Origin of the sequence: Streptomyces sp. NBC_00190, from assembly GCF_036203305.1 — a bacterium.
GTDB lineage: Bacteria > Actinomycetota > Actinomycetes > Streptomycetales > Streptomycetaceae > Streptomyces.
The window spans coordinates 3,074,538-3,098,626 of sequence record NZ_CP108131.1 but is presented as its reverse complement, the minus strand read 5'-3'; the positions used below and the strand labels follow the sequence as shown (position 1 = coordinate 3,098,626).

Here is a 24,089-nt window from a genome sequence, read left to right as displayed (position 1 = left end):
CATGGCTTAGGTTAGCCTAACCTAAGTATTAGGCCAAATGGAGATGGGCCCCGGCCGAAAGCCGGGGCCCATCTCCAACTGCGTTGTGACGTACGGGAATTGACTACAGCTCGGAAGCCGGGTCCTCGCTCGGGGCCTGGCCCGCGTACGCCTCGGCGAGGAGCTGCTCCTCGCTCGCGCCGAGTCGCCAGTAGCCGGTGAAACGCACCGCGCGGCGATCGACAGATCGTTCCTGCACGAAGTGCCGGCGCACGGCCCGGATCGTGCCGGACTCGCCCGCCAGCCATACGTACGGCGCTTCGGCGGGGCGCGGTTCCTCGGCCCGCAGCACGCTCAGCAGCTGCTCGGTCCGCTCCCGGCCCGCGCTGCCGCGCACGATCCAGGTGATGTCCGCCTCGGCGAGGGTGTCCAGCGGCAGCCGGTCGTCCTCGTGCGGGACCTCCAGCCACGCCCGGACCCGGGTGCCCGCGGGCAGCCGGTCCAGGATGGCGGCGGCGGCCGGGAGGGCCGTCTCGTCGGCGTACATCCAGATCGCGTCGCCGCCGGCCGGCGGCTGGAACCGTACGGACTTGTTCTCCGCGACGGCCGGGCCGATCGCCATGATCCGGCGGCCGGTGACCGCCCGTCCCGCCCAGCGGGAGGCGGGGGACGCGTCCCCGTGCAGGACGAAGTCGATGTCGACCTCGTCCACGCCCCCGGCCGTACGGCGCTGCTCGCGCACGGTGTAGGAGCGCATCACCGGGCGTTCCCCGTCCGGCATTCCGCGCCAGGCGGCGAACCAGGTGTCCTCGTCCGTGGACGGGAGCACCGTGTGCTCCTGGTCGCCCGCCGGCAGGAAGAGCGACAGGCTCTGGTCGAAGCCGCCCGAGCGGAAGTCCGCGAGGGACTCGCCGCCGAACGTGACCCTCAGGAACGAGTGGCCGAGGCGGCGCGTGCGGAGCACGTCGAGCGCGAAGAACCGGAAGTGCGCTACGGCCGGGGCGTCGGACGCGGTGGCGGTCATGCGGAGAGTCCCCCCTGGGATTCAGCCGGAGTGAAGGGTGGTCAGCTGACCTTCTTGGCGCTCTGGACGGCCTTCGTGAGGTCCTCCAGGATCTGGGCGCACTTGTCGTACGAGTAGATCGGCTCGGTGACGCGCGGGGTGACCTGGCCGGCCTTGACGGCGGGGAGCTCGGCCCACGTGGCCTTCGCCTTCAGGTCCGTCGGCTGCAGGGTGCCGGTGCGGTTGTCGAGCAGGACGACGTCGGCCTTGTACTTGCCGGCGTTCTCCCAGCTGAGGCTCTCGAAGAAGCCGCCCTCGTCCAGCTTCTCCGGGGTGACGAACTCGACGCCGAGGGACTTGAAGTACTTCAGGTCGGCCGAGGTGTCCGGGGTCGAGACGTAGAAGAGGTCGGCGGAGCCGGACCCGACGAGCACCTTGACGCCCGGGTTGGCCTTGGTGGCCTCGCGCAGCTTCGCGGCGGCGGCCTCGAAGCGGGCCTTCGCGTCGACGGTGTTCTTGGCGTTCATGTCGGCGCCGAGGGACTTGGCGAGGTCCGCGGTGCGCTCCAGCGCCTTGTCGAGGGTGACGTCGCCGCCCACCTTGATCGCGGCGGCCGGGGCCAGCTTCAGGATCTTGTCCTTGGAGGCCTCCGGGACGTACCAGTACGTGCCGTCCCAGGTGTTGGTGACCAGCAGGTCGGGCTGGAGGGCCGCGTACTTCTCGACGTTGAACTCGTCGTAGACGTTGCCGAGGATCTCGACCTTGGAGATGTCCATCGAGCCGGCCTGGACGTCGGGCTTGCCGTCGGCGGTCTTGGTCGGGCCGAACACGCCCTTGACCGGGACGCCGTAGTCGTAGAGCGCGGCGGCGGTGCCGGTGAACGCGACGACGTTCTTCGGCGTGGACTTGGTGCTGACGTCCTTGCCGAGGTCGTCCTTGAACGACCAGGGGCCCGAAGCCGCGGCGCCCTTGTCCTTGCCGCCGTCACCCTTCGCCGAGTCGGTGCCTCCGCACGCGGCGAGCGCCGCGACGAGGCCGAGGGCGCCGCCGGCCGCGACGAATCCGCGGCGGGTCAGGGAGGAGGTTCGGGACTTGGGCATGTCGATGTCCGCTTTCGTGCGTGCAGGGCGGCCAGCCACCGGGCCGTTCGGAAGGAAGGTTAGCCTAACCTTGGCCGAAAGCGGTAAGGGGGCCCTAACTTTCAGGGCCCCCTCCGTGCTGTCCTGCGTCCGTACGAGTCCTGCGGCTAGGCGGAGAAGCCCAGTTCACGCGCGATCAGCATGCGCTGGACCTCGCTCGTGCCCTCGCCGATCTCCAGGATCTTGGAATCCCGCCACATCCGGGCCACGGGGTACTCGTTCATGAACCCGTAGCCGCCGTGGATCTGAGTGGCCTCGCGGGCGTTGTCGACGGCGACCGTGGAGGAGTACAGCTTCGCGATCGCCGCCTCCTTCTTGAACGGCTCCCCGGCCACCAGCCGGGAGGCCGCGTCGCGCCAGCCGACGCGGGCCATGTGCGCGCGCATCTCCATGTCGGCCAGCTTGAACTGGATGGCCTGGTTGTCGCCGATCGCCTTGCCGAAGGCGTGCCGCTCCCTGGCGTACTTCACCGACTCGTCCACGCAGCCCTGGGCGAGCCCGGTGGCCAGCGCCGAGATGGCGATGCGGCCCTCGTCGAGGATCCGGAGGAACTGGGCGTAGCCGCGCCCCTCTTCGCCCACCAGGTTGGCGAGCGGGACCCGTACGCCGTCGAAGGACAGCTCACGGGTGTCCGAGGAGTTCCAGCCGACCTTCGAGTACGGCGCGGCCACCGTGAAGCCCGGCGTGCCGGACGGGACGATGATCGAGGAGATCTCGGGGCGGCCGTCCGCCTTGCGGCCCGTCACGGCGGTGACGGTGACCAGACCGGTGATGTCCGTACCGGAGTTGGTGATGAAGCACTTGGAGCCGTTGATGACCCACTCGTCGCCCTCGCGCACGGCGGTGGTGCGGGTGCCGCCCGCGTCGCTGCCCGCGCCGGGCTCGGTCAGGCCGAAGGCGCCCAGGATCTCGCCGGAGCACATCTTCGGCAGCCACTCCCGCTTCTGCTCCTCCGAGCCGAAGAGGTAGATCGGCATGGCGCCGAGGGAGACGCCGGCCTCCAGGGTGATGGCGACCGAGGAGTCGACGCGCGCCAGTTCCTCCAGGGCGATGCCGAGGGCGAGGTAGTCGCCGCCCATGCCGCCGTACTCCTCGGGGAAGGGCAGGCCGAACAGGCCCATGCGGCCCATCTCGCGGACGATCTCGTACGGGAACTCGTGGCGCTCGTACAGGTCGCCGATCTTGGGCGCGACGACGTCGTGCGCGAACTCCTCGACGGTGCGGCGGAGTTCCTCGTGCTCAGGGGTGAGCCGGTGGTCGAGGGACATGATGTGACTACTCCTTGTGGGAGAGGGCGCGGACGGTACGGGAGGGGCTGGGGCGCCCCAGCTGTTCGGCCATCCACACGCTCGTGGCGGTGAGGGCGGCCAGATCGACCCCGGTCTCGATGCCGAGACCGTCGAGCATCCACACCAGGTCCTCGGTGGCGAGGTTGCCGGTGGCGCTCTTCGCGTACGGGCATCCGCCGAGGCCGCCGGCCGAGGCGTCGACCGTGGTCACGCCGTGCTGGAGCGCGGCGAGGGTGTTGGAGAGGGCCTGGCCGTAGGTGTCGTGGAAGTGCACGCCGATGCGGTCGGTGGCGACGCCCGCCTCGTTCAGGCCGCTGAGCAGTGCCTGGACGTGGCCGGGGGTCGCGACGCCGATCGTGTCGCCGAGGCTGAGCTCGTCGCAGCCGAGGTCGAGCAGGGACGTGGCCACGGAGACGACCTGGTGGACCGGGACCGGGCCCTCCCAGGGGTCGCCGAAGCACATCGAGAGGTAGCCGCGGACGTGCGCCTTGCCCTCCTTCGCGCGGGCCACGACGGGCTCGAACATGGCGAGGGACTCGGCGACGGTCCGGTTGAGGTTGCGGGAGGCGAAGGTCTCGGTGGCCGATCCGAAGACGGCGATGCGGGTGGCACCGAGGGCGAGGGCGCGGTCGAGCCCGCGCTCGTTGGGGACGAGGACGGGCAGGGCCGCCTGCACGTCGCCGAGGAGCGGGAACAGTTCCTCGGCGTCGGCGAGCTGCGGCACCCACTTGGGGTGGACGAAGCTGGTGGCCTCGACGGTGGTGAGGCCGGCCGCGGCGAGCCGGTGGATGAACTCGGCCTTGACGGCGGTGGGGACGGCCGTCTTCTCGTTCTGCAGCCCGTCGCGGGCGCCGACCTCGTGGATCCGGACCCGGGCCGGGAGGCCGGGGGCCGGGACGGTCATGGGCAGACGGTTCATGCGGCCGCCTCCTCTTCCGGTTCCGGGGTGACCACGGCCAGGACCTGGTCCATGGCGACGGTGGTGCCGGGGGTGACGTCGAGCTCGGTGACGGTCCCGGCGTGCGGGGCGGAGATGACGTGCTCCATCTTCATGGCCTCGACGACGAGGAGGCTCTGCCCGGCCACCACCTTGTCGCCGACGGCCACCTTGACGACGGTGACGGTGCCGGGCATGGGGGCGGCCAGGGTGTCGGCCCCCGCGTGGCCGCTCCCGCTCAGGGCGGCGGCCACCGGGTCGTGGGCCTGCACGTGCCAGGAGTCCGCGTCGCGGCCCAGCCAGGTCCCCTCCGGGGAGGTGGCGTGGCTGAAGGTGTGCGTGACGCCGTCCAGCTCGATGGTGAGGTGGTCCGGTGTGCGGGTGACGATCCGGGCGCGCGCCGGTGCGCTGGGGCTCTGCCCCAGACCCCGCGCCTCAAACGCCGGCGAGGCTGGATCGGTGCCGGAGTCGGCCAGGACGAGCTCGGTCCCGGAGCCCGACGGCCGAGTGCGGACCTCCACGGGATCCTGGCCGGGGAGGCGGAAGCGGTGCACGGTCCACGCCGGAGTCCCGCCGAGGCGCCAGCCGTTGACGGCATCGAACGGGTCGACCCACCTACCCAGCCCGTCCGGCGTTTGAGGACCGGGGTCTGGGGCGGAGCCCCAGGTTCGGGAAGGGGCGGGGTGGGGGCCAGACAGCAGCGCAGCCGCTGCGTACACCTCGGCCGGGACGCCGTCCGGGAGGAGGGACGGGAGGTCGCGCTCGACCAGGCCCGTGTCCAGTTCGCCCGACACCACGTCCGGGTGCGCGAGCAGACGACGCAGGAACCCCGCGTTGGTCTGGACACCCAGGATCACCGTGTCGGCGAGGGCGGCCCGCAGCATGCGCAGGGCACTGGCCCGGTCCGGCCCGTGGACGATGACCTTCGACAGCATCGGGTCGTACGTCGACCCGACCGGCACGCCCGCCGTCAGCCCGGAGTCCGTACGGACCGGGCCGCCGTCCGGCTCGGACAGCGCCAGGACCGTACCGCCGGACGGCAGGAACCCCCGGGCGGGGTCCTCCGCGCAGACACGGGCCTCGATGGCGTGGCCGGTCAGCGTCACGTCGGACTGGTCGAACCCGAGAGGAGCCCCCGCGGCCACGCGCAGCTGCTGCTCCACCAGGTCCAGGCCGGTGATCAGCTCCGTCACCGGGTGCTCGACCTGGAGGCGCGTGTTCATCTCCATGAAGAAGTACGAGGAGGGGTCCCCGCCCGGGACGATGAACTCCACCGTGCCCGCGCCGACGTACCCGCAGGAGCGGGCCGCGTCGACGGCCGCCGCGCCCATCGCCGCGCGGGTCTTCTCGTCGAGCAGGACCGAGGGGGCTTCTTCGATGACCTTCTGGTGGCGGCGCTGGAGCGAGCACTCGCGCTCGCCCAGGTGGACCACGTTCCCGTGGGAGTCCGCCAGCACCTGGATCTCGATGTGCCGGGGCCGGTCCACCCACCGCTCGACCAGGAGGGTGTCGTCGCCGAAGGACGAGCGGGCCTCGCGGCGGGCCGCCGCGATCTCCTCGGCCAGCACCGCCTCGTCGCGTACGAGCCGCATGCCCTTGCCGCCGCCGCCCGCCGAGGGCTTCAGCAGCACCGGCATGCCGATCTCCGAGGCGGCCGCGACCAGTTCGGCGTCGGTCAGGCCGCTGCCGGAGGAGCCGGGGACCACGGGCACGCCCGCCGCCTTCACCGTCTCCTTGGCCCGGATCTTGTCGCCCATGAGGGAGATGGCGGAGGCGGGCGGCCCGATGAAGGCCAGTCCGGCGTCCGCGCAGGCCTGGGCGAAGGCCGCGTTCTCGGCGAGGAAGCCGTAGCCCGGGTGCACGGCCTCGGCGCCCGTCCGCTTCGCGGCATCCAGCAGCCGCTCCACCGACAGGTAGCTCTCGGCGGCCGCCGCCGGGCCGATGCGGACGGCCGTGTCGGCCTCCCGTACGTGGCGGGCGTCCGCGTCGGCGTCGCTGAAGACGGCCACGGAGCGGATGCCGAGCTCCCGCAGGGTGCGGATGACCCGGACCGCGATCTCGCCGCGGTTCGCGACCAGAACAGTGCTGAACATCGAAGAGGTCCTCACGTCACATACGGAAGATGCCGAAAGCGGAGTCGCCCAGCGGGGCGTTCGCGCACGCGGTCAGGGCCAGTCCCAGCACCTGCCGGGTCTCCATCGGGTCGATGACCCCGTCGTCCCACAGCCGGGCCGTGGCGTAGTAGGCGTTGCCCTGTTCCTCGTACTGCGCGCGGACCGGGGCCTTGAAGGCCTCCTCGTCCTCGGCCGGCCACTCCTGGCCCGCGCCCTCGATCTGGTCGCGCTTGACCGTCGCCAGGACGGAGGCGGCCTGCTCGCCGCCCATCACCGAGATCTTGGCGTTCGGCCACATCCACAGGAACCGCGGCGAGTACGCCCGCCCGCACATCGAGTAGTTGCCCGCGCCGTACGAGCCGCCGACCACCACCGTCAGCTTCGGCACCCGGGTGCAGGCGACCGCGGTCACCATCTTGGCGCCGTGCTTGGCGATGCCGCCCGCCTCGTAGTCCCGGCCGACCATGAAGCCCGAAATGTTCTGGAGGAAGAGCAGCGGGATCCCGCGCTGGTCGCACAGCTCGATGAAGTGCGCGCCCTTCTGGGCGGATTCGGCGAACAGGATGCCGTTGTTGGCGATGATGCCGACCGGGTGGCCGTGGATCCGGGCGAAGCCGGTGACGAGCGTCTGGCCGAACTCGGACTTGAACTCCTGGAAGCGGGAGCCGTCCACGATCCGGGCGATGATCTCGCGGGCGTCGTAGGGGGTGCGCGAGTCGACGGGGACCGCGCCGTACAGGCCGTACGGGTCCACCTTCGGCTCCTCGGGAGCCTCGACCGACCAGGGCAGGGCCCCGCGCTCGGGCAGGGTCGCCACGATGTTCCGTACGATCCGCAGCGCGTGCGCGTCGTCCTCCGCGAGGTGGTCGGTCACGCCCGAGACCCGGGAGTGGACCTCGCCGCCGCCCAGCTCCTCCGCCGTGACGACCTCGCCGGTGGCGGCCTTCACCAGCGGCGGGCCGCCGAGGAAGATCGTGCCCTGGTTGCGGACGATGACGGCCTCGTCGCTCATGGCCGGGACGTACGCGCCGCCCGCCGTGCAGGAGCCGAGGACGGCGGCGATCTGCGGGATGCCGGCCCCCGACATGCGCGCCTGGTTGTAGAAGATGCGGCCGAAGTGCTCCCGGTCGGGGAAGACCTCGTCCTGCATGGGGAGGAAGGCGCCACCGGAGTCGACCAGGTAGAGGCAGGGGAGACGGTTCTCCAGGGCCACCTCCTGGGCGCGGAGGTGCTTCTTGACGGTCATCGGGTAGTACGTGCCGCCCTTGACGGTGGCATCGTTCGCGACGATCACGCACTCGCGGCCGCTGACCCGGCCGATGCCCGCGATCACCCCGGCGGCGGGGGCCGCGCCCCCGTACATGCCCTCGGCGGCCAGCGGGGCCAGCTCCAGGAAGGGGGATCCGGGGTCGAGGAGGGTGTCGACGCGGTCGCGCGGGAGGAGCTTCCCGCGGGCGGTGTGGCGGGCGCGGGCCTTCTCGCCGCCGCCGAGCCGGGCCGCGTCGAGCCGGGCCCGCAGCCCCTCGGTGAGCTCGCGGTGGGCGGCCTCGTTGGTCCGCCAGGCCTCGGACGCCGGGTCCGCGGCGCTCGTCAGCACTGGTGCCTGCTGCATCGGTCGAGCTCCCTTGCTCGGTGCACGCTGTTAATGAGCGTTAACGCATGTACGGCTTAGGTTAACGACCGCTAACGGCCCTGTCTAGAATGGTTTCCCATGAGCACCAGAGCGGCCGCCCCGACCCGTCGCGAGCAGATCCTCAGTGAGGCCGCACGCCTCTTCGCCGCGCGCGGATTCCACGGCGTCGGCGTCGACGAGATAGGGGCCGCGGTGGGCATCAGCGGCCCCGGCCTCTACCGGCACTTCGCGGGCAAGGACGCCATGCTCGCCGAGCTGCTGGTCGGCATCAGCGAGCGTCTGCTGACCGGCGGCCGCCGCCGGGTGGAGGAGGCGGAGGGCGATTCCGCCCTGGTCCTGTCCTCCCTCATCGACGGGCACATCGACTTCGCGCTGGACGACCGGGCGCTGATCACCCTGCACGACCGGGAGCTCGACCGGCTGCGGGACACCGACCGCAAGCTCGTACGGCAGCTGCAGCGGCAGTACGTGGAGCTGTGGGTGGCGGTCGTACGGGAACTGCATCCGGAGGTGGGCGAGGCACAGGTGCGGGTCTCCGTGCACGCCGTCTTCGGCCTGCTGAACTCCACCCCGCACCTGGCGGCCCTGGGGCGGGAGGCGACGGAGTCCCTGCTCCGGCGGCTCGCGCACGGGGCGTTCGGGGCGCTGTCGGCGTGAGCCGGGGCGTCCGCGGGCCGGGATGGACGGGACGCTTCCGCCTGGGCGGCGGCAGAATGGCCCGTATGCCGAAGCCGATAGAGACGCCCGTACCCAGCCGCGCAGAACTCATCGACCACCTGGTCGCCACCCGGATCGCGGGGCAGGTCGCGACCCCGCGCGAGAACAACCTCTCCCACTACCGCAAGCTCGCCAACGGCGACCGGCACTACTGGCTCGGCCTGGAGCTGGGTGACCGCTGGACCGACGAGCAGGACGTCCTGGCGGTGATGGCCGAGCGGTGCGGGGTCGTGGACGACCCGGAGCTCCGCTTCGGCCAGGACACCATCGACCCCGAGCTGACCGTGGCGGGCCTGGACCGGCTGGCGGCGAGGCTGCGCAAGGCGGCGCTGGACCGGCAGAGCGTGCTGCTGGCCACCGGGCACCCGGGCGGGCTGCTGGACGTCCACCGGGCCACGGCGGCGGCCCTGCGGGCGGCCGGGTGCGAGATCGTCGTCATCCCCTCCGGCCTGACGGCCGACGAGGGCTCGGTGTGGCAGTTCGCCGACGTCGCCGTGCTGGAGCGGGGCGCGACGCTGTGGCACACCCATTCGCCGGAGCCGATGGCCGCGATCCTGGACGGGCTCACGGCGGCGGGCCGTCCGCAGCCGGACCTGGTCGTCGCCGACCACGGCTGGGCGGGCTGCGCGGCGCAGCGCGGCCTGGACGCGGTGGGCTACGCGGACTGCAACGACCCGGCGCTCTTCCTCGGCGAGGCCGAGGGCACCCTCCAGGTGGCGATCCCGCTGGACGACCACGTCCGCGACCCGCGCCACTACGACCCGATGGTCGCCTACCTGCTGGACGCGGCGGGCCTGCTGGACTCGTAGTCCCGGGCTCGTAGCCCTGGGCTCGACTGTCAGTGCTGGCGGCTAGGTTCGGCCCATGTCGAAGCCCGCGAAGCCGCGCGATCCATTGTCCGTACTGGCCGACGATCCCCAAGGCCGGTCCCTGGGGCTCGATGTGCCGCCGGGCACGGTGATCGACAGGCCCGGTCGGCGCAGGTGGGGCAGGGCGCCCGAGCCGCTGCTGTGGGTCTCCGACGAGGCCGTGGGTGTCGGCGCGCTCGCCGCGGCCCGCAGCCCGGCCCTCGCCGCCGCCGGGCTGCAGGCGGTGCTGTTCCAGGGCCGTCGCGGGCTCGAACGATGGTGGCAGGACAGGGAGTTCGTGCCGGAGCGGATGTCCGACCCCGACGACCACCACGTCGAGCCGGTGCTCCGCGAGTTCTGGTCCAGGGTGGTTCCGGACCCGGAGGAGGGCGCGGAGGGCGAGGAGATCATCGCGCCCTTCGGCAGGGGCTGGCCGGGGCTCGCGGAATCCGGGCCGGAGGGCGGGCCGGATCCGCAGGCCGCGGCCTGCGAGCTCGCGGACGAGCTGATCGGGGACGGCTTCCTGCCGAGCCCCCGGCTCGCACTGGTGCCCGCCGGCCGCGGGGCCGACGTACCCACCGCGCTGGGCTGGGGCGGTCCGACCAACTACGAGAACGACACCGCCCTCATGAGCGCGGTCCTGCGCTCCTGGGAGGACCGCTTCGGCGCCCGCGTCGTCGCCCTCGGCTTCGACGAACTCCACGTGTCGGTCGCGGCCCCGCCCCGCACGCTCGTCCGGTCGCTCCCCGTCGCGGCGGAGCACTTCGCCTTCGCGCCCGACAACATCTGGCAGGGCTCCGGCACCCTCCGCGCCTACACGGACGAGGCCGTCACCGGCGCCGCCCACTGGGGCTTCTGGTGGGACTGAGGCGGCCCGCCGACTGAGACCGCGTACGGGACACGGGCGTCAAGGAATTCTTGACAACTCGGCCGCGTCAAGGTTTCCTTGACGCATGTTGATCTTGAAGTCGAAGGCCCGGCACCGGGACCTCTTTCCCGCCACCACATCCATGGCCGCCGTGCTGCCGCTGGCCGTGAGCCTGCCGGCCGTGACGGTGATGTCCGGCGACCGGTTCGGCACTTCCGCCACCGTCGCCCTGATCCTCGTGGGCCTCGCACTCATCGCCTGCACGGCCGGCCTGACCGCCCGGGCCGCGGCCCGCAACGACGCCGCCGCCGAACGGATGCGCCGTGACGAGGCAGTCCTCGACGCCCTCGAACCCCTTGCCGGACTGAGCCGATGAGCAACGAACCGCTGCTCCACCCGGTGGAGATGGACCGGATCCGCGAAGGGATCGCCGCAGCCGTACTCGGCGCCCCCGAGGGGCTGGCCGAATCGCTCGAACACGACGCCTTCGGGTACCTGCGCCTGGTGGACGCCTCGCGCGTCGGCGCCGAGGAGGCGAGCCGGCTGCTGCGCGAGGCCGTCCAGGGCGCCCGGGCCGCCGGCCACAGCTGGGACACGGTGGGCCGCGTCCTGGGAGTGAGCCGCCAGGCCGCCCAGCAGCGCTTCGCGGGCAAGGCCGCGGGCCCGTCGGCGCCGGCCGCCGGGGGACCGAACGCCCCGAAGCGCCGCACCCTCAGCGGGTTGACCGCGTTCAACGAGATGGCCGCCCTGGAGGAAGCCGGCCGCGACGGCTGGCACATGGTCGGCTACGGCCCCTTCTTCCACGAGGTGGAGGCGTCCGGCCACCCCTGGGAGCACTGCCGGGTGACGCTCCCCTCCCTCGCGCGACACCGGCGGATGGAATCAGAAGGCTGGATTCCGGTCGGCGCGGGATGGTTCCCGTGGCGGTACTACAAGCGGCCCGTCAACCCCGTCGACCCCGGCAACCCCGGCGCCTAGGCCCGGTCGCGCGGGACGCGGACCACGCCTTCCTGGATGACCGTGACGGCCAGGCGTCCGTCCTGGGTCCAGATGCGGGCCTGGCCGAGGCCCCGGCCGGCGGCCGCCGAGGGCGACTCCTGGTCGTACAGCAGCCACTCGTCCGCGCGGAACGGCCGGTGGAACCACATCGCGTGGTCCAGCGAGGCGCCGACCACGTCGCCGACCGCCCAGCCGCCGCGCCCGTGGGCGAGCAGCACCGAGTCCAGCAGGGTCATGTCGGAGACATAGGTGGCCAGGCAGGTGTGCAGCAGGGGGTCGGTGCTGTCCAGCTTCCCGGCCGTGCGGAACCACACCTGCGAGCGCGGCTCCACCGGCTCGCCGATGCTGCCCCAGGGCGGGGTCGTGGCGTACCGCAGGTCCACCGCCTCCCGGGTCTCGATCAGCCGCTCCACCGTGCCCGGGTCGCGGAAGATCTCCCGGTACGCGGGCAGGGACTCGGCCGCCGTGGGCAGGGACTCCGGGTCGGGGGCGGGCGGCATCGCGACCTGGTGGTCGAGGCCGTCCTCGTACTTCTGGAACGACGCGGAGAGGTGGAAGATCGGCTGCCCGTGCTGGACGGCGACGACCCGGCGCGTGGTGAAGGAGCGCCCGTCGCGGATCCGGTCCACGGAGTACACGATGGGCGCGCCGGTGTCCCCGGTGCGCAGGAAGTACGAGTGCAGGGAGTGCGCGGTGCGGTCCGCCGGGACGGTCCGCCCGGCCGCGACCAGTGCCTGGGCCGCGACCTGACCGCCGAAGACGCGCGGTACCAGGGAAGGCCTGCTGGTACCGCGGAAGATGTTCTCCTCGATCTGCTCGAGGTCGAGCAGATCGAGGAGCGTCGTCAGTGCCTCGTTCATGGGTGAAGGCTAAGTGCCCGAACTTCCTCAGAGACCCATGGACTTGGCGATGATGGACTTCATGACCTCGCTGGTGCCGCCGTAGATGCGGTTCACGCGGTTGTCGGCGTACAGGCGGGCGATCGGGTACTCGTTCATGTAGCCGTAGCCGCCGTGCAGCTGGAGGCACTTGTCGATGACGCGGTGCGCGACCTCGGTGCAGAACAGCTTCGCGGACGCGGCCTCGGCCGCCGTCAGCTCACCGGCGTCCAGGGCCTCCAGGGCGCGGTCGGCGACCGCCTCGGCGGCGTCCACCTCGGCCTGGCAGGCGGCCAGCTCGAACTTGGTGTTCTGGAAGTGCGCGACCGGCTTGCCGAAGACGGTGCGCTCGGTCACGTACTGCTGGGCGAACCGGATGGCGGCCTTGGCCTGCGCGTACGCGCCGAAGGCGATGCCCCAGCGCTCGGAGGGCAGGTTGGCGCCGAGGTAGTAGAAGCCCTTGTTCTCCTCGCCGAGGAGGTCCTCGACCGGGACCTTCACGTCGACGAACGCCAGCTCGGCGGTGTCGGAGGTGCGCAGGCCGAGCTTGTCCAGCTTGCGGCCTATGGAGTAGCCCTCGGACTTGGTGTCCACGGCGAACAGGGAGATGCCGAAGCGGCGGTCCTCGGCCGAGGGGGCGGAGGTGCGGGCGCAGACGATCACGCGGTCGGCGTGGACGCCGCCGGTGATGAAGGTCTTGGCGCCGTTGAGGACGTAGTGGGTGCCGTCCTCGGAGAGCTTGGCGGTGGTCTTCATGCCCGCGACGTCGGAGCCGGTGCCCGGCTCGGTCATGGCGAGCGCCCACATCTCCTCGCCGGTGACGAACTTCTCGAGGTAACGCTTCTTCTGCTCGTCGTTGGCGAGCATCTTGATGTAGGGGAGGGCGAGCAGCACGTGCACGCCGGAGCCGCCGAAGTTCACGCCCGCGCGGGAGGTCTCTTCGTACAGGACGGCCTCGAACTTGTGCGTGTCCAGGCCCGCGCCGCCGAACTCCTCGGGCACGTTGATGCCGAAGACGCCCAGCTCGCCGAGCTTGTAGTAGAAGTCGCGCGGCGCCTGGCCGGCCTGGAACCACTCGTCGTAGACGGGGACGACCTCGGCCTCGATGAAGGCGCGGATGGTCTCGCGGAACGCCTCGTGGTCCTCGTTGAATACGGTACGGCGCACGGCCGGCTCCCTTCGGTCGCGGCGGTCCGCCGCCATGGCTAAGCGCTTGCTCAGATTAAGTTACCGGCGAGTTATCGGTGCTGTCCAGAGCACGTAGCGCAAACCACAGTTCCATCCGGGCGTCGGGGTCGTCGAGGTCCAGGGCCAGCAGGCCGGCGGCGCGGGCCACGCGCTGGCGGACGGTGTTGCGGTGGACCCCGAGGGCGGCCGCCGTGCGGTCCCAGCTGCCGTGGTGGGCGAGCCAGGCGCGCAGGGTCTCGCGGTGCGCCGGGCCGAGCGGGGAGAGCAGGGACTCGGCGTGGGCGCGGGCCTCCGCCGGGTCGACGAGGGCGGCCAGGCCCCCGCCCGTGTGCCGGGCCAGCGGGGTGCGGGCCGCCTCCGCGCGGTCCAGGGCCCGCCCGGCCTGGGCCGTCGCGGTCGCCAGCCCGGCCGGGCCGGCCGGGGCGCTCACCCCCAGCCGCCATCCGGGCTGCGGGGCCGGCTCCCGGTCGGTGAGCAGCCGTACGCGGTCCCCGCGCGGATCCAGCAGTACGGTGCCCAGCGCGGCCGCCAGGGCGTGGGGGTCACCGGAGCCGCGGGCGTGCACGACGTGCCAGGGCCCGGGAGCCAGGGCCCCGGCGGGGTCCCCGTCCAGCAGGAGCCGGGTGAGGGCGGCCGCCGCGTCCCCCTCGGGCCGGGGCGCGGTGAGCAGCGTCAGCAGCACGGCCGCGATGGCGGTGACGGCGTGGTCGCCGGGGGTGCGGTCGGGGCGGGCCACGCCGAGGACGGGGCCGTCGCCGAGGGCGTAGGCGGTCAGGCTCCAGCCCGCCGCGGAGTCCGTGGCGGTGGCCGCGCCGCCGGGCGGGCCGACGCGGGCCAGCAGGGCGGACAGGGCCTCGGCGGTCTCGGGCGGCAGCGCGCGCCCCGCCGACCGCCCCGCCGACGGGCCGGCCGGGAGCAGGACGACGTGGCCCCCCAGGCTCGCCGCCAGCCGGGACAGCACCGCCGGGACCGGGTCGGGCCGGGCGGCCGCGGCGGCCAGTGACTGCTGGGCCTCGGTGACGCGGCGCAGCTCCCGCGTACGGGCCTCCGCCATCAGCCGCCAGACCGCACGGGCCACCGCGGTGAACGGGGTCCCCGGCGGCACCTCCAGCAACGGCAGCCCGTACCGGTCGCAGGCCTCGGCGAGCCCCGGCGGCACCTCCTCGTGCACCGGGGCCACGCCGAAGCCGAGCGCCGCCACCCCGGCCTCGGAGAGCCGCGCGACGTACGCCTCGGCGTCGGTGAGCGCCGCCCCCGCCGTCAGGAGCAGCTCGCCGCCCAGCAGGTAGGGCGACGGGTCCGCCATCTCGGAGGCGTGCACCCCGTGCACATCCGCCTCGACGGGCCCCGCGAGGTGGCGCAGGCCCAGCTCCCGGGCGGGGAGCAGCGCGCCGAGGGGGACCGGAGGAGTGAGCGGGGCCTCCATGGATACTCCGTACATGTCAGGGGCTGTCTATGGATAGAACGTACACTTCGCCGTCCTGTGGGCACCGGCTTACGCTCGAAGGACCGCACTTGTAGGACCTTCAGAAGGGCACCCCCCATGAGCACGCAGCCGCGCGGACCCGTCGACTCCTCCCGCATCCCGCGCTACGCGGGCCCGGCGACCTTCGCCCGGCTGCCGCGCCTCGACGAGGTCGGCTCCGCCGACGTCGCCGTCGTCGGCGTGCCCTTCGACTCCGGCGTCTCCTACCGTCCCGGCGCCCGCTTCGGCGGCAACGCGATCCGCGAGGCCTCGCGCCTGCTGCGCCCGTACAACCCGGCCCAGGACGCCTCCCCCTTCGCCCTCGCGCAGGTCGCGGACGCCGGCGACATCGCCGTGAACCCCTTCAACATCAACGAGGCCGTCGAGACGGTCGAGGCCGCGGCCGACGAGCTGCTGGGCTCCGGCTCCCGCCTGATGACCCTCGGCGGCGACCACACCATCGCCCTCCCGCTGCTCCGTTCGGTCGCCAAGAAGCACGGCCCGGTCGCGCTGCTCCACTTCGACGCGCACCTGGACACCTGGGACACCTACTTCGGCGCCGAGTACACCCACGGCACCCCGTTCCGCCGCGCCGTCGAGGAGGGCATCCTCGACACCGAGGCGCTGTCCCACGTCGGTACCCGCGGCCCGCTGTACGGCAAGCAGGACCTGGACGACGACGCCAAGATGGGCTTCGGAATCGTGACCTCCGCCGACGTCTACCGGCGCGGCGCCGACGAGGTGGCCGACCAGCTGCGCCAGCGCATCGGCGACCGCCCGCTGTACATCTCCATCGACATCGACGTACTGGACCCGGCGCACGCGCCCGGCACCGGCACCCCGGAGGCGGGCGGCATGACCTCCCGCGAGCTGCTGGAGATCATCCGCGGTCTGTCCTCCTGCAACCTCGTTTCCGCCGACGTCGTCGAGGTCGCCCCGGCGTACGATCACGCGGAGATCACCTCGGTCGCGGCCTCGCACACCGCGTACGAGCTCACCACGATCATGAGCCGTCAAGTCGCTGCGGGCACGCAGCGCCGATAAGCACAGTGCGGCGGCGAAGCCGAAGGGCAACTAAGAGCGTGACGCACGACCACGACCTGGTACTCCGTCCCACCGAGGCCCAGACGGCCGCCGCCCTGGCGCCGCCGCCGGGCCGCACGGGCGGGGACCTGGTCGTGGAAACGCTGCGCTCCCTCGGCGCGACCACCGTCTTCGGCCTGCCCGGGCAGCACGCGCTGGCCGTCTTCGACGCGGTCGGCCGCTCGGACCTGCGCCTGATCACCCTCCGCACGGAGAACAACGCGGGCTTCGCCGCCGACGCGTACGGCCGGATCACGGGCGAGGCCGTGCCGCTACTGCTGTCGACGGGCCCGGGGGCGCTGATGGCCCTGCCCGCGCTGGCGGAGGCGGCGGCCGCGTCCGCGCCCGTCATCGCCGTCTCCTCCCAGGTGCCCGTGGCGGGCCTGGGCGGGGGCCGGCAGGGGTACCTGCACGAGCTGCGCGACCAGTCCGCGTCCTTCAGGGACGTGGTGAAGTCGGTGCACGTGGCCCGTACCCCCTCCCAGATCCCGTCGGCGGTCGCGGCGGCCTGGGAGTCGGCGCTGTCCGCCCCGCACGGCCCGGTCTGGGTGGAGATCCCGGAGGACGTCCTGCGGGCCGAGACCCTCGTTCCGCAGGTCACGGGCGTGGACGCGACCCCGCACGAACTCGCCCCGCGCCCGGAGCTGACGGCGCTGGCGGCGCACTGGCTGTCGCGGGCCTCCCGCCCGGTGATCATCGCGGGCGGCGGTGTCATCCGCTCGGACGCGGCGGGCAAGCTGAAGCAGCTGGCGGAACGCCTGGGCGCCCCGGTGGTCACCACCTTCGGAGGCAAGGGCGCCTTCCCCTGGACGCACCCGCTCTCCCTCCAGTCCTGGCTGGAGGACCGCTACATGACCGACTTCCTGGAGGACGCGGACGTCCTCCTCGTCGTCGGCTCCGGTCTGGGCGAACTGTCCTCGAACTACCACACCTTCTTCCCCACGGGCCGGGTCATCCAGATCGAGGCCGACCTCGGCAAGCTGGAGTCCAACCACGCGGGACTGGGCATCCACGCCGACGCCCGCCTGGGGCTCCAGGCCCTGCTGGAGACGGTGGCCGAGCGCGAGGACCCGTACGCCCCGGACCGCGTCCGCATGGTCCTGTCGGCCGTCGCGGACCGCCTGTCCGGTCAGGACGTCGCGCGGGAACAGGAACTCCTGACCTCCGTCCGCGCGGCCCTGCCGCCTCGCTCCCCGTCCTTCTGGGACATGACGATCCTGTCCTACTGGGCGTGGTCGGCCTTCGACGCGAAGCACCCGAACACCATGCACTCGGCCCAGGGCGCGGGCGGCCTCGGCTACGCCTTCCCGGCGGCCCTCGGCGCGTGCGCGGCGGAGCCGGGCACCCCGGTCCTGGCCGTCTCCGGCGACGGCGGCGCGATGTACTCGATCGCGGACCTGGCCACGGCGAAGCAGCACGACCTGGACGTCACCTGGCTGATCGTGGACGACGGCGGCTACGGCATCCTGCGCGAGTACGGCTGCGAGACCGGCACGGAGCTGACCCGCCCCGACTTCGTCGCCCTGGCGGCCTCCTTCGGCGTCCCGGCCGCCCTCACCACCGCGGACACCCTCCGCGAAGACCTGGCCACGTCCCTCGCCACCCCGGGCCCCTCGGTCCTGGTCCTCCCCACCACCCTCAAGATGTTCGCCGCGACCCATCTCGGAACGTGATCTCGGCGCTCTCGCCGACGAGCCTGAAGCTCAGCTCGGAGTCCATGGCCCGTGCCAGCCGTGCCAGCAGCGGCACGGCCGCCGTGGTGGCGCCGAGTTCCAGCCTGGACACTTCCGGCTGCGTCATCCCGGCCCGCCGCGCCAGTTCGCCCTGCGAGATCCCGAGCTCGTTGCGCCGGTCGTAGACGGCCTGGCCGATCGCGAAGGCGAGCCGGACTTCCTCCCGAAACCTCAGCATGCGGGTGCCTCCTGCATCCAGCGGATCTCTGCCCAGACGGCCTTCCCGATCCCGTGGCGCCGGGGGCAGCAGCCCCAGCGCTCGGCCAGTGCCGCGACGATGGCGAGCCCGCGCCCCCGCTCGTCCCAGTCCGCCACGACCTGTGGCGTGAGCTTGACGGCGGGGCCCGCGTCGGCCACCTCCACACGCAGCACCCCGTCGTACCGCGCGAGGCGGACCCCGATGTCCCGGCCATGGGGCGCGCGGGAGTGCCGTACGGCGTTGGTGACCAGCTCGGAGAGCAGCAGCTCGGCCGCTTCGGCGGGGTCTGCGCCGGCATCCCACTCGGCGAGCTGCTTGCGGAGCAGCGCGCGGGCGTGTCCCGGAGTGCGGTGGCTGCAGGGCAGCAGCCAGAAGATCTCATCGGCGTGAACCAGCGCCATGAAGTCACCTCTCTAGAGATACCTCCTCAAGTGAAGCGGCTCACCGGGCAGGCGGTCAAGTCGATTCTCTAGAGATGTTGGGCGTGTGTCACGGATTGGACGAGCGTGCCGTCTCATCGGCGCGAGGGGGTGCCTAGGATGACTAGAGATGATCAGGGAGGACCGCATGCCGAGTGACGGCGCCGTACGGCAGCCCAAGTACCAGCGCATCGCTGCCGCACTGAAGGCCGCCATCGAGGCAGGCGAGTACGGGCCCGGGGACCGGCTGCCCGGTGAGAACGACCTGATGAGTAGGTACGGGGTCGCCCGGATGACCGCGCGGCAGGCGCTCGGCGTGCTCCAGTCCGAAGGGCTGACCGAAGCGCGTAAGGGAGCCGGGGTCTTCGTACGGGAGTTCCGGCGGATCCGGCGGCGCGGGATTCAGCGGCTGGCCGCCGAAGTCTGGGGTGAGGGGCGGTCCATCTGGGTCGCCGACACGGAGGACCGGGAACCCGTCGTCGAGCTGCTCGGCGTCTTCGAGGAGACCGTGCCCGATGCGGTCGCCGGCGTGCTCGGGCTCGCGGGCGGGGCGCCCGTATACGTGCGGCGTCGCAGGTTCCTGCTCGACGGGAAGCCGGTGATGCTCGCGAGCTCGTACCTCGATGCCGTTCTCGTGGCCGGCACGCCCATCACCGAGCCCGACACCGGCCCCGGCGGCATCTACGCCCGCCTCGCGGAGCTCGGCGTCGGGCCCGCCCGGTTCCGCGAGGAGGTCCGGTCGCGGATGCCGGGCCCTGACGAGGCCGCGCAGCTCGGGCTGGCCGCCGGGACGCCGGTCGTGCTGGTGTGCCGTACCGCCTTCGCCGCCGACGGGCGGGTGGTCGAGGTCAACGAGATGGTCCTCGACGCCTCCGCGTACGTCCTGGAGTACGAGTTCGACGCGCCCCAGTAGTCCGTCGCGACCCGGCGTCCGGTCGTTGTCCAGCGGCCAGTGGTCCCCTGATCGGGTGCGGCCCCCGTGCCCGGCGCGCGCTCCGGTGCGATTGTTGCGGCGGGATGAAATCCGCCGGTCGGGGCGTTGGGGCTTCCGGTAGGACAGGCGAACGGGGAGGCACCACGTGGCGGCGGCAGAGACGGCGGCTGGGGAGAAACAGGGCTGGGCCAGGCGGCTGACCGCCTACACCTGGCGGTACAAGGTCAACGTGCTGCTCGCGCTCGGGTCCTCGCTCGGCGGCATGGCCGTCATGGCGCTCGTGCCGCTGGTCACCAAGGTGATCATCGACGACGTCATCGGGGACGGGACCAAGCCCATGGGTCCCTGGGCCGGGATGCTCATAGGCGCGGCCCTGCTCGTGTACGTACTCACCTACATACGCCGGTACTACGGCGGGCGGCTCGCCCTCGACGTCCAGCATGACCTGCGCACCGACATGTACGACACCATCGCCCGCCTCGACGGGCGGCGGCAGGACGAACTGTCCACCGGGCAGGTGGTGGGGCGGGCCACCAGCGACCTCCAGCTCATCCAGGGCCTGCTCTTCATGCTCCCGATGACCATCGGGAACTTCCTGCTGTTCGGGATATCCCTCGGGATCATGCTGGCCCTCTCGCCGCTGCTGACCCTCGTCGCGCTGCTGATGGCCCCCGCCCTCTGGTTCATCGCCAAGCGCAGCCGCAAGAAGCTCTTCCCCGCCACCTGGTACGCGCAGGGCCAGGCCGCCGCCGTCGCGACCGTCGTCGACGGCGCCGTGACCGGCGTCCGCGTGGTCAAGGGCTTCGGGCAGGAGGAGCAGGAGACCTCCAAGCTGCGCGCCGCCGGCCGGCGGCTGTTCGCCGGCCGGATGCGCACCATCCGGCTCAACTCCCGCTACACCCCCGCCCTCCAGGCCGTCCCGGCCCTCGGGCAGGTCGCCATGCTGGCCCTCGGCGGCTGGATGGCGACCAACGGGCAGGTCACCCTCGGCACCTTCGTCGCCTTCTCCACCTACCTCGCCCAGCTCGTCGGCCCCGTCCGCATGCTCGCCATGGTGCTCACCGTCGGCCAGCAGGCCCGCGCCGGCGTCGAGCGGGTCTTCGAGCTCATCGACACCGAGCCCGAGATCCAGGACGGCGACCGCGAGCTGCCCGCCGACGCGCCGGCCACCGTCGAGTTCGACGACGTCCGCTTCGGCTACGACCCCGCGCGGCCCGTCCTCGACGGTTTCTCGCTCTCCGTCGCGGAGGGGGAGACCGTCGCCCTGGTCGGGTCCTCCGGCAGCGGGAAGTCCACCGTCTCGCTCCTGATGCCGCGCTTCTACGACACCGACGGCGGCACGGTCCGCGTCGGCGGCCACGACGTGCGCGAGCTGACGTACGAGTCGCTGCGCGGCGCCATCGGGCTCGTGCCCGAGGACTCCTTCCTCTTCTCCGACACCATCCGCTCCAACATCGCCTACGGGCACCCCGGCGCGACCGACGAACAGATCCGCGCCGCCGCCCGCGCCGCCCAGGCCGAAGGCTTCATCGAGGCCCTGCCCGCCGGGTACGACACCAAGGTCGGCGAGCAGGGGCTCACCCTTTCCGGCGGCCAGCGCCAGCGCATCGCGCTCGCCCGGGCCATCCTCACCGACCCCCGGCTGCTCCTCCTCGACGACGCCACCTCCGCCGTGGACGCCCGCGTCGAGCACGAGATCCACGAGGCCCTGCGTGGCGTCATGGCCGGCCGGACCACCCTGCTGATCGCCCACCGCCGCTCCACGCTCGGGCTGGCCGACCGGATCGCCGTACTCGACCACGGGCGGCTTGCCGACATCGGGACGTACGAGGAGCTGGAGCGCCGCTCCCCCCTCTTCCGCAGGCTGCTCACCGACCCCGACGCGCTCGGCGCCGGCTCGCCGCGGACCCCGGACGCCCCGGTGATGGCCGAGTTCGAGCGCGATCTCGAAGACCACCTCGAACGCGACATCGAGCTCGAAGCCGAGATCGACTCCGAGCCCGTCAACGCCAAGCGCCGCGTCGCGGCCGGGATCACCCCCGAGCTCTGGCGGCGCCGCGAGGCCCCCGACAACGCCGACAAGCCCGAAGGCTCCGCCCCCGCCGCCGGCACCGGCGCGCCCGGAGCCGGGCACTCCATGGCCGGCGCCGTCGCCGGGATGCCGGCGACCCCCGAACTCCTCGCCCAGGTGGCGGCCCTGCCGCCGGCCGACGACCAGCCCTACGTGGACGAGGACCGCGCCACGGCCCCCGAGGAGAGCTACGGCCTGCGCCGCCTGCTCCGCGGGTTCTGGGCTCCGCTCGCCATCAGCCTCGCCCTCGTCGCCGTCGACGCCGGCTCCGGTCTGCTCCTGCCGATCCTGATCCGGCACGGCATCGACCAGGGCGTGGAGAAGGCCGCCCTCGGCGCGGTGTGGGCCGCCGCGGTCCTCGCGCTCGGGGTCGTCCTCGCCCAGTGGGCCGCGCAGTTCGCCGAGACCCGGATGACGGGCCGCACCGGCGAGCGCGTGCTCTACGCACTCCGCGTCAAGATCTTCGCCCAGCTCCAGCGCCTCGGTCTCGACTACTACGAGCGCGAGCTGACCGGCAAGATCATGACCCGGATGACCACCGACGTGGACGCCCTGTCCAGTTTCCTGCAGACCGGCCTCGTCACCGCCGTCGTCTCCGTCTTCACCTTCTTCGGCATCCTGATCGCCCTCCTCGTCCTCGACGTCGAACTCGCGCTGATCGTCTTCGCCACCCTCCCGGTGCTCGTGATCGGCACCGCCGTCTTCCGCCGCAAGTCGGTCGCCGCGTACGAGCTCGCCCGGGACCGGGTCAGCCTGGTCAACGCCGACCTCCAGGAGTCCGTCGCCGGGCTCCGCATCGTCCAGGCCTTCCGCCGCGAGGGCTCCGGCGCCCGCCGCTTCGCGGAGCGCAGCGACTCGTACCGCGAGGCCCGGGTCCGGGGCCAGTGGCTGATATCCGTCTACTTCCCCTTCGTCCAGCTGCTGTCCTCGGGCGCCGCGGCCGCCGTGCTGATCGTCGGCGCGGGCCGGGTCGAGGCCGGGACCCTCACCACCGGCGCGCTGGTCGCGTACCTGCTCTACATCGACCTGTTCTTCGCCCCGGTCCAGCAGCTCTCCCAGGTCTTCGACGGCTACCAGCAGGCCACCGTCTCCCTCGGCCGCATCCAGGGGCTGCTGCGCGAGCCCACCACCACACCCCGCCCGGAGCGGCCCCGCGAGGTCTCCGGGCTGCGCGGGGAGATCGCCTTCGAAGGCGTCCGCTTCCAGTACGGCACCGCCGAGGAGCGGGGCGAGACGGGCGAGGCGCTGGCCGGAATAGACCTGCGCATAGCCGCCGGGCAGACCGTTGCCTTCGTGGGCGAGACCGGAGCCGGCAAGTCGACGCTGGTCAAGATGGTGGCCCGGTTCTACGATCCGACCTCGGGCCGGATCACCGCCGACGGCACCGATCTGCGGGAGCTCGACCTGACGGCGTACCGCCACCGCCTCGGTGTGGTCCCCCAGGAGTCCTACCTCTTCCCCGGGACCGTCCGCGACGCCATCGCCTACGGGCGGCCCGGTGCGAGCGACGCCGAGGTGGAGGCCGCCGCCCGCGCGGTCGGCGCCCACGACATGATCGCCACGCTGGACGGCGGCTACCTGCACACCGTCGCCGAACGCGGACGCAACCTCTCCGCCGGCCAGCGCCAGCTGATCGCGCTGGCCCGGGCCGAACTCGTCGACCCCGACGTGCTGCTGCTCGACGAAGCCACGGCCGCCCTGGACCTGGCCACCGAGGCCCAGGTCAACCTGGCCACCGACCGGCTCGCCGGCAAGCGGACCACCCTGGTGGTGGCCCACCGGCTGACCACCGCCGCCCGCGCCGACCGGGTCGTGGTCATGGACCGCGGCCGGGTCGTGGAGGACGGTACGCACACCGAACTCCTGGCGCGCGGCGGCCGGTACGCCGAGCTGTGGCGCACCTTCGCCGGGGAGGACGAGCGCGCCGCGGCCTGACGGCCGAACGGGTCAGAGTTCGCCGAAGAGCAGATTGCCCGGGGCGTCCTCGTCGGTGCCGATGTAGTACTCGCGGACGGCGGCGACGAGTTCGTCCACGGTCAGCGTGCCGTCGCCGTCCTTGTCGATCCGCCGGAACAGCGCCTCGGCGTCGGCGGGGCGCAGCTCCGGGTTGAAGGCCTCCTGGGCCTTGTGGAACTCCTCGGGGCTGATGCGCTGGTCGTCGTCCTTGTCGACGACCGTCAGGATCGCCGTCACCATCGGCCGGAACGACCGGTCGTAGGCGGGCCCGCCCTGCGCGTACAGGCGCGTCATGCCCGCCTTGTACTCCTCGGGCGTGACCTTGCCGTCCCGGTCGGTGTCCAGCTCGGTGAAGAGGTCCTGCCAGAAGTCGGCCAGGCTGCTCATCACCAGCTCTGCCTTCCGCGAGTCGGGCTGCTCTCCGAGGGCGGCCAGGAGGCGGGCTCCGAGGGCGATGACGTCGTCGGCGTCGATCACACCGCTCCCGTCGGCGTCGAAGTGGGTGAAGGCGCGCTCCAGCTTGCGGTCGAGCAGGTCGTTCGTCATGGCAACTGCCTCTCACGGCTACGTTGAGGAGTGAATCGATCACCTAGCGTAATTCGTGGCGGGGTCGTGAACTCGCGCCCTCCCGCTGGGG

General features: G+C 72.5%; 21 protein-coding genes. 9 read left to right on the top strand and 12 right to left on the bottom strand.

The features are described 5' to 3' along the window. Positions 1–103: 103 nt before the first annotated feature. The 6 genes from OG429_RS14970 to OG429_RS14945 all read right to left on the bottom strand — a co-directional run bounded on the left by OG429_RS14970 (position 104) and on the right by OG429_RS14945 (position 8,073). The gene (locus tag OG429_RS14970) at positions 104–1,003 is read right to left on the bottom strand and encodes a siderophore-interacting protein (protein WP_328925826.1); all 900 of its coding nucleotides are present in this window, start codon (positions 1,001–1,003) and stop codon (positions 104–106) included. A gap of 41 nt (positions 1,004–1,044) precedes the next feature. Next, entirely contained in the window at positions 1,045–2,082 is a 1,038-nt protein-coding gene (locus OG429_RS14965) for an ABC transporter substrate-binding protein (RefSeq protein ID WP_328925825.1), read from the bottom strand. Positions 2,083–2,228: 146 nt separating this feature from the next. Next, a complete protein-coding gene (locus tag OG429_RS14960) occupies positions 2,229–3,389 on the bottom strand; it encodes an acyl-CoA dehydrogenase family protein (RefSeq protein WP_328925824.1) in 1,161 nt (386 codons plus the stop codon). 7 nt (positions 3,390–3,396) lie between these two features. Then, positions 3,397–4,329: a hydroxymethylglutaryl-CoA lyase gene (locus OG429_RS14955; RefSeq protein WP_328925823.1), complete on the bottom strand. Its 933-nt coding sequence runs from the start codon at positions 4,327–4,329 to the stop codon at positions 3,397–3,399. Next, a complete protein-coding gene (locus OG429_RS14950) occupies positions 4,326–6,440 on the bottom strand; it encodes an acetyl-CoA carboxylase biotin carboxylase subunit (RefSeq protein WP_328925822.1) in 2,115 nt (704 codons plus the stop codon). Before OG429_RS14950 ends, OG429_RS14955 begins: the two co-directional genes overlap by 4 nt. 16 nt (positions 6,441–6,456) lie before the next feature. Then, a complete protein-coding gene (locus tag OG429_RS14945; RefSeq protein ID WP_328925821.1) occupies positions 6,457–8,073 on the bottom strand; it encodes a carboxyl transferase domain-containing protein in 1,617 nt (538 codons plus the stop codon). A 99-nt stretch (positions 8,074–8,172) separates the two neighbouring features. Here OG429_RS14945 and OG429_RS14940 point away from each other — a divergent pair, with 99 nt between their 5' ends. The 5 genes from OG429_RS14940 to OG429_RS14920 all read left to right on the top strand — a co-directional run bounded on the left by OG429_RS14940 (position 8,173) and on the right by OG429_RS14920 (position 11,505). Further along, the gene (locus OG429_RS14940; protein ID WP_328925820.1) at positions 8,173–8,751 is read left to right on the top strand and encodes an SACE_7040 family transcriptional regulator; all 579 of its coding nucleotides are present in this window, start codon (positions 8,173–8,175) and stop codon (positions 8,749–8,751) included. Between the two features lie 56 nt (positions 8,752–8,807). Then, entirely contained in the window at positions 8,808–9,620 is an 813-nt protein-coding gene (locus OG429_RS14935) for a phosphatase (protein WP_328925819.1), read from the top strand. Positions 9,621–9,675: 55 nt separating this feature from the next. After that, complete coding sequence (locus OG429_RS14930) at positions 9,676–10,527, top strand: DUF4253 domain-containing protein (protein ID WP_328925818.1); 852 nt, start codon at positions 9,676–9,678, stop codon at positions 10,525–10,527. Positions 10,528–10,612: 85 nt separating this feature from the next. After that, positions 10,613–10,903 (top strand): hypothetical protein, encoded by a 291-nt coding sequence (locus OG429_RS14925; RefSeq protein ID WP_328925817.1) that lies wholly within the window; start codon positions 10,613–10,615, stop codon positions 10,901–10,903. Then, positions 10,900–11,505 carry a hypothetical protein gene (locus OG429_RS14920; protein ID WP_328925816.1) on the top strand — a complete coding sequence of 202 codons (606 nt, stop codon included), beginning with the start codon at positions 10,900–10,902 and terminating at the stop codon, positions 11,503–11,505. The genes OG429_RS14925 and OG429_RS14920 overlap by 4 nt, the downstream gene beginning before the upstream one ends. Here OG429_RS14920 and tesB read toward each other — a convergent pair. Genes tesB through OG429_RS14905 form a run of 3 tightly spaced genes read right to left on the bottom strand, consistent with a single transcriptional unit; the run spans position 11,502 to position 15,033 of the window. Continuing rightward, positions 11,502–12,386, bottom strand: coding sequence for an acyl-CoA thioesterase II (gene tesB, locus OG429_RS14915; protein WP_328925815.1), 885 nt, complete (start codon positions 12,384–12,386; stop codon positions 11,502–11,504). The genes OG429_RS14920 and tesB overlap by 4 nt on opposite strands. Before the next feature lie 27 nt (positions 12,387–12,413). Beyond that, positions 12,414–13,571 (bottom strand): acyl-CoA dehydrogenase family protein, encoded by a 1,158-nt coding sequence (locus OG429_RS14910; protein ID WP_328925814.1) that lies wholly within the window; start codon positions 13,569–13,571, stop codon positions 12,414–12,416. Positions 13,572–13,626: 55 nt separating this feature from the next. Beyond that, positions 13,627–15,033, bottom strand: coding sequence for a PucR family transcriptional regulator (locus OG429_RS14905; RefSeq protein WP_328925813.1), 1,407 nt, complete (start codon positions 15,031–15,033; stop codon positions 13,627–13,629). A 102-nt stretch (positions 15,034–15,135) separates the two neighbouring features. Between OG429_RS14905 and speB the strand changes: the two genes are divergently transcribed. Beyond that, complete coding sequence (gene speB, locus OG429_RS14900; RefSeq protein ID WP_328925812.1) at positions 15,136–16,101, top strand: agmatinase; 966 nt, start codon at positions 15,136–15,138, stop codon at positions 16,099–16,101. 38 nt (positions 16,102–16,139) lie between these two features. Then, on the top strand, positions 16,140–17,813 hold the full coding sequence (locus OG429_RS14895) for a thiamine pyrophosphate-binding protein (RefSeq protein WP_328925811.1): 1,674 nt from the start codon (positions 16,140–16,142) through the stop codon (positions 17,811–17,813). Here the strand turns inward: OG429_RS14895 and OG429_RS14890 are convergent. Both OG429_RS14890 and OG429_RS14885 read right to left on the bottom strand, forming a co-directional pair. Beyond that, complete coding sequence (locus OG429_RS14890) at positions 17,779–18,051, bottom strand: helix-turn-helix domain-containing protein (RefSeq protein ID WP_328925810.1); 273 nt, start codon at positions 18,049–18,051, stop codon at positions 17,779–17,781. The two genes, OG429_RS14895 and OG429_RS14890, sit on opposite strands and share 35 nt — an antisense overlap. Then, on the bottom strand, positions 18,045–18,473 hold the full coding sequence (locus OG429_RS14885) for an ATP-binding protein (RefSeq protein WP_328925809.1): 429 nt from the start codon (positions 18,471–18,473) through the stop codon (positions 18,045–18,047). Before OG429_RS14885 ends, OG429_RS14890 begins: the two co-directional genes overlap by 7 nt. A gap of 166 nt (positions 18,474–18,639) precedes the next feature. Between OG429_RS14885 and OG429_RS14880 the strand changes: the two genes are divergently transcribed. Together OG429_RS14880 and OG429_RS14875 are read left to right on the top strand one after the other, a co-directional pair. Further along, complete coding sequence (locus tag OG429_RS14880) at positions 18,640–19,404, top strand: GntR family transcriptional regulator (RefSeq protein WP_328925808.1); 765 nt, start codon at positions 18,640–18,642, stop codon at positions 19,402–19,404. Between the two features lie 166 nt (positions 19,405–19,570). Next, the gene (locus OG429_RS14875) at positions 19,571–23,431 is read left to right on the top strand and encodes an ABC transporter ATP-binding protein (RefSeq protein WP_328925807.1); all 3,861 of its coding nucleotides are present in this window, start codon (positions 19,571–19,573) and stop codon (positions 23,429–23,431) included. Positions 23,432–23,443: 12 nt separating this feature from the next. On the opposite strand, the gene OG429_RS14870 is transcribed toward OG429_RS14875, so the two are convergent. Continuing rightward, positions 23,444–23,998, bottom strand: a complete 555-nt coding sequence (locus tag OG429_RS14870) for an EF-hand domain-containing protein (RefSeq protein ID WP_328925806.1) — start codon at positions 23,996–23,998, stop codon at positions 23,444–23,446. Between the last annotated feature and the right edge of the window lie 91 nt (positions 23,999–24,089).

Bases quoted from the DNA above. Each gene is read 5' to 3' on its own strand.
- OG429_RS14970 (WP_328925826.1), bottom strand. From the start codon at position 1,003: ATGACCGCCACCGCGTCCGACGCCCCGGCCGTAGCGCACTTCCGGTTC.
- OG429_RS14965 (WP_328925825.1), bottom strand. From the start codon at position 2,082: ATGCCCAAGTCCCGAACCTCCTCCCTGACCCGCCGCGGATTCGTCGCG.
- OG429_RS14960 (WP_328925824.1), bottom strand. From the start codon at position 3,389: ATGTCCCTCGACCACCGGCTCACCCCTGAGCACGAGGAACTCCGCCGC.
- OG429_RS14955 (WP_328925823.1), bottom strand. From the start codon at position 4,329: ATGAACCGTCTGCCCATGACCGTCCCGGCCCCCGGCCTCCCGGCCCGG.
- OG429_RS14950 (WP_328925822.1), bottom strand. From the start codon at position 6,440: ATGTTCAGCACTGTTCTGGTCGCGAACCGCGGCGAGATCGCGGTCCGG.
- OG429_RS14945 (WP_328925821.1), bottom strand. From the start codon at position 8,073: ATGCAGCAGGCACCAGTGCTGACGAGCGCCGCGGACCCGGCGTCCGAG.
- OG429_RS14940 (WP_328925820.1), top strand. From the start codon at position 8,173: ATGAGCACCAGAGCGGCCGCCCCGACCCGTCGCGAGCAGATCCTCAGT.
- OG429_RS14935 (WP_328925819.1), top strand. From the start codon at position 8,808: ATGGCCCGTATGCCGAAGCCGATAGAGACGCCCGTACCCAGCCGCGCA.
- OG429_RS14930 (WP_328925818.1), top strand. From the start codon at position 9,676: ATGTCGAAGCCCGCGAAGCCGCGCGATCCATTGTCCGTACTGGCCGAC.
- OG429_RS14925 (WP_328925817.1), top strand. From the start codon at position 10,613: ATGTTGATCTTGAAGTCGAAGGCCCGGCACCGGGACCTCTTTCCCGCC.
- OG429_RS14920 (WP_328925816.1), top strand. From the start codon at position 10,900: ATGAGCAACGAACCGCTGCTCCACCCGGTGGAGATGGACCGGATCCGC.
- tesB (WP_328925815.1), bottom strand. From the start codon at position 12,386: ATGAACGAGGCACTGACGACGCTCCTCGATCTGCTCGACCTCGAGCAG.
- OG429_RS14905 (WP_328925813.1), bottom strand. From the start codon at position 15,033: ATGTACGGAGTATCCATGGAGGCCCCGCTCACTCCTCCGGTCCCCCTC.
- speB (WP_328925812.1), top strand. From the start codon at position 15,136: ATGAGCACGCAGCCGCGCGGACCCGTCGACTCCTCCCGCATCCCGCGC.
- OG429_RS14890 (WP_328925810.1), bottom strand. From the start codon at position 18,051: ATGCTGAGGTTTCGGGAGGAAGTCCGGCTCGCCTTCGCGATCGGCCAG.
- OG429_RS14885 (WP_328925809.1), bottom strand. From the start codon at position 18,473: ATGGCGCTGGTTCACGCCGATGAGATCTTCTGGCTGCTGCCCTGCAGC.
- OG429_RS14880 (WP_328925808.1), top strand. From the start codon at position 18,640: ATGCCGAGTGACGGCGCCGTACGGCAGCCCAAGTACCAGCGCATCGCT.
- OG429_RS14870 (WP_328925806.1), bottom strand. From the start codon at position 23,998: ATGACGAACGACCTGCTCGACCGCAAGCTGGAGCGCGCCTTCACCCAC.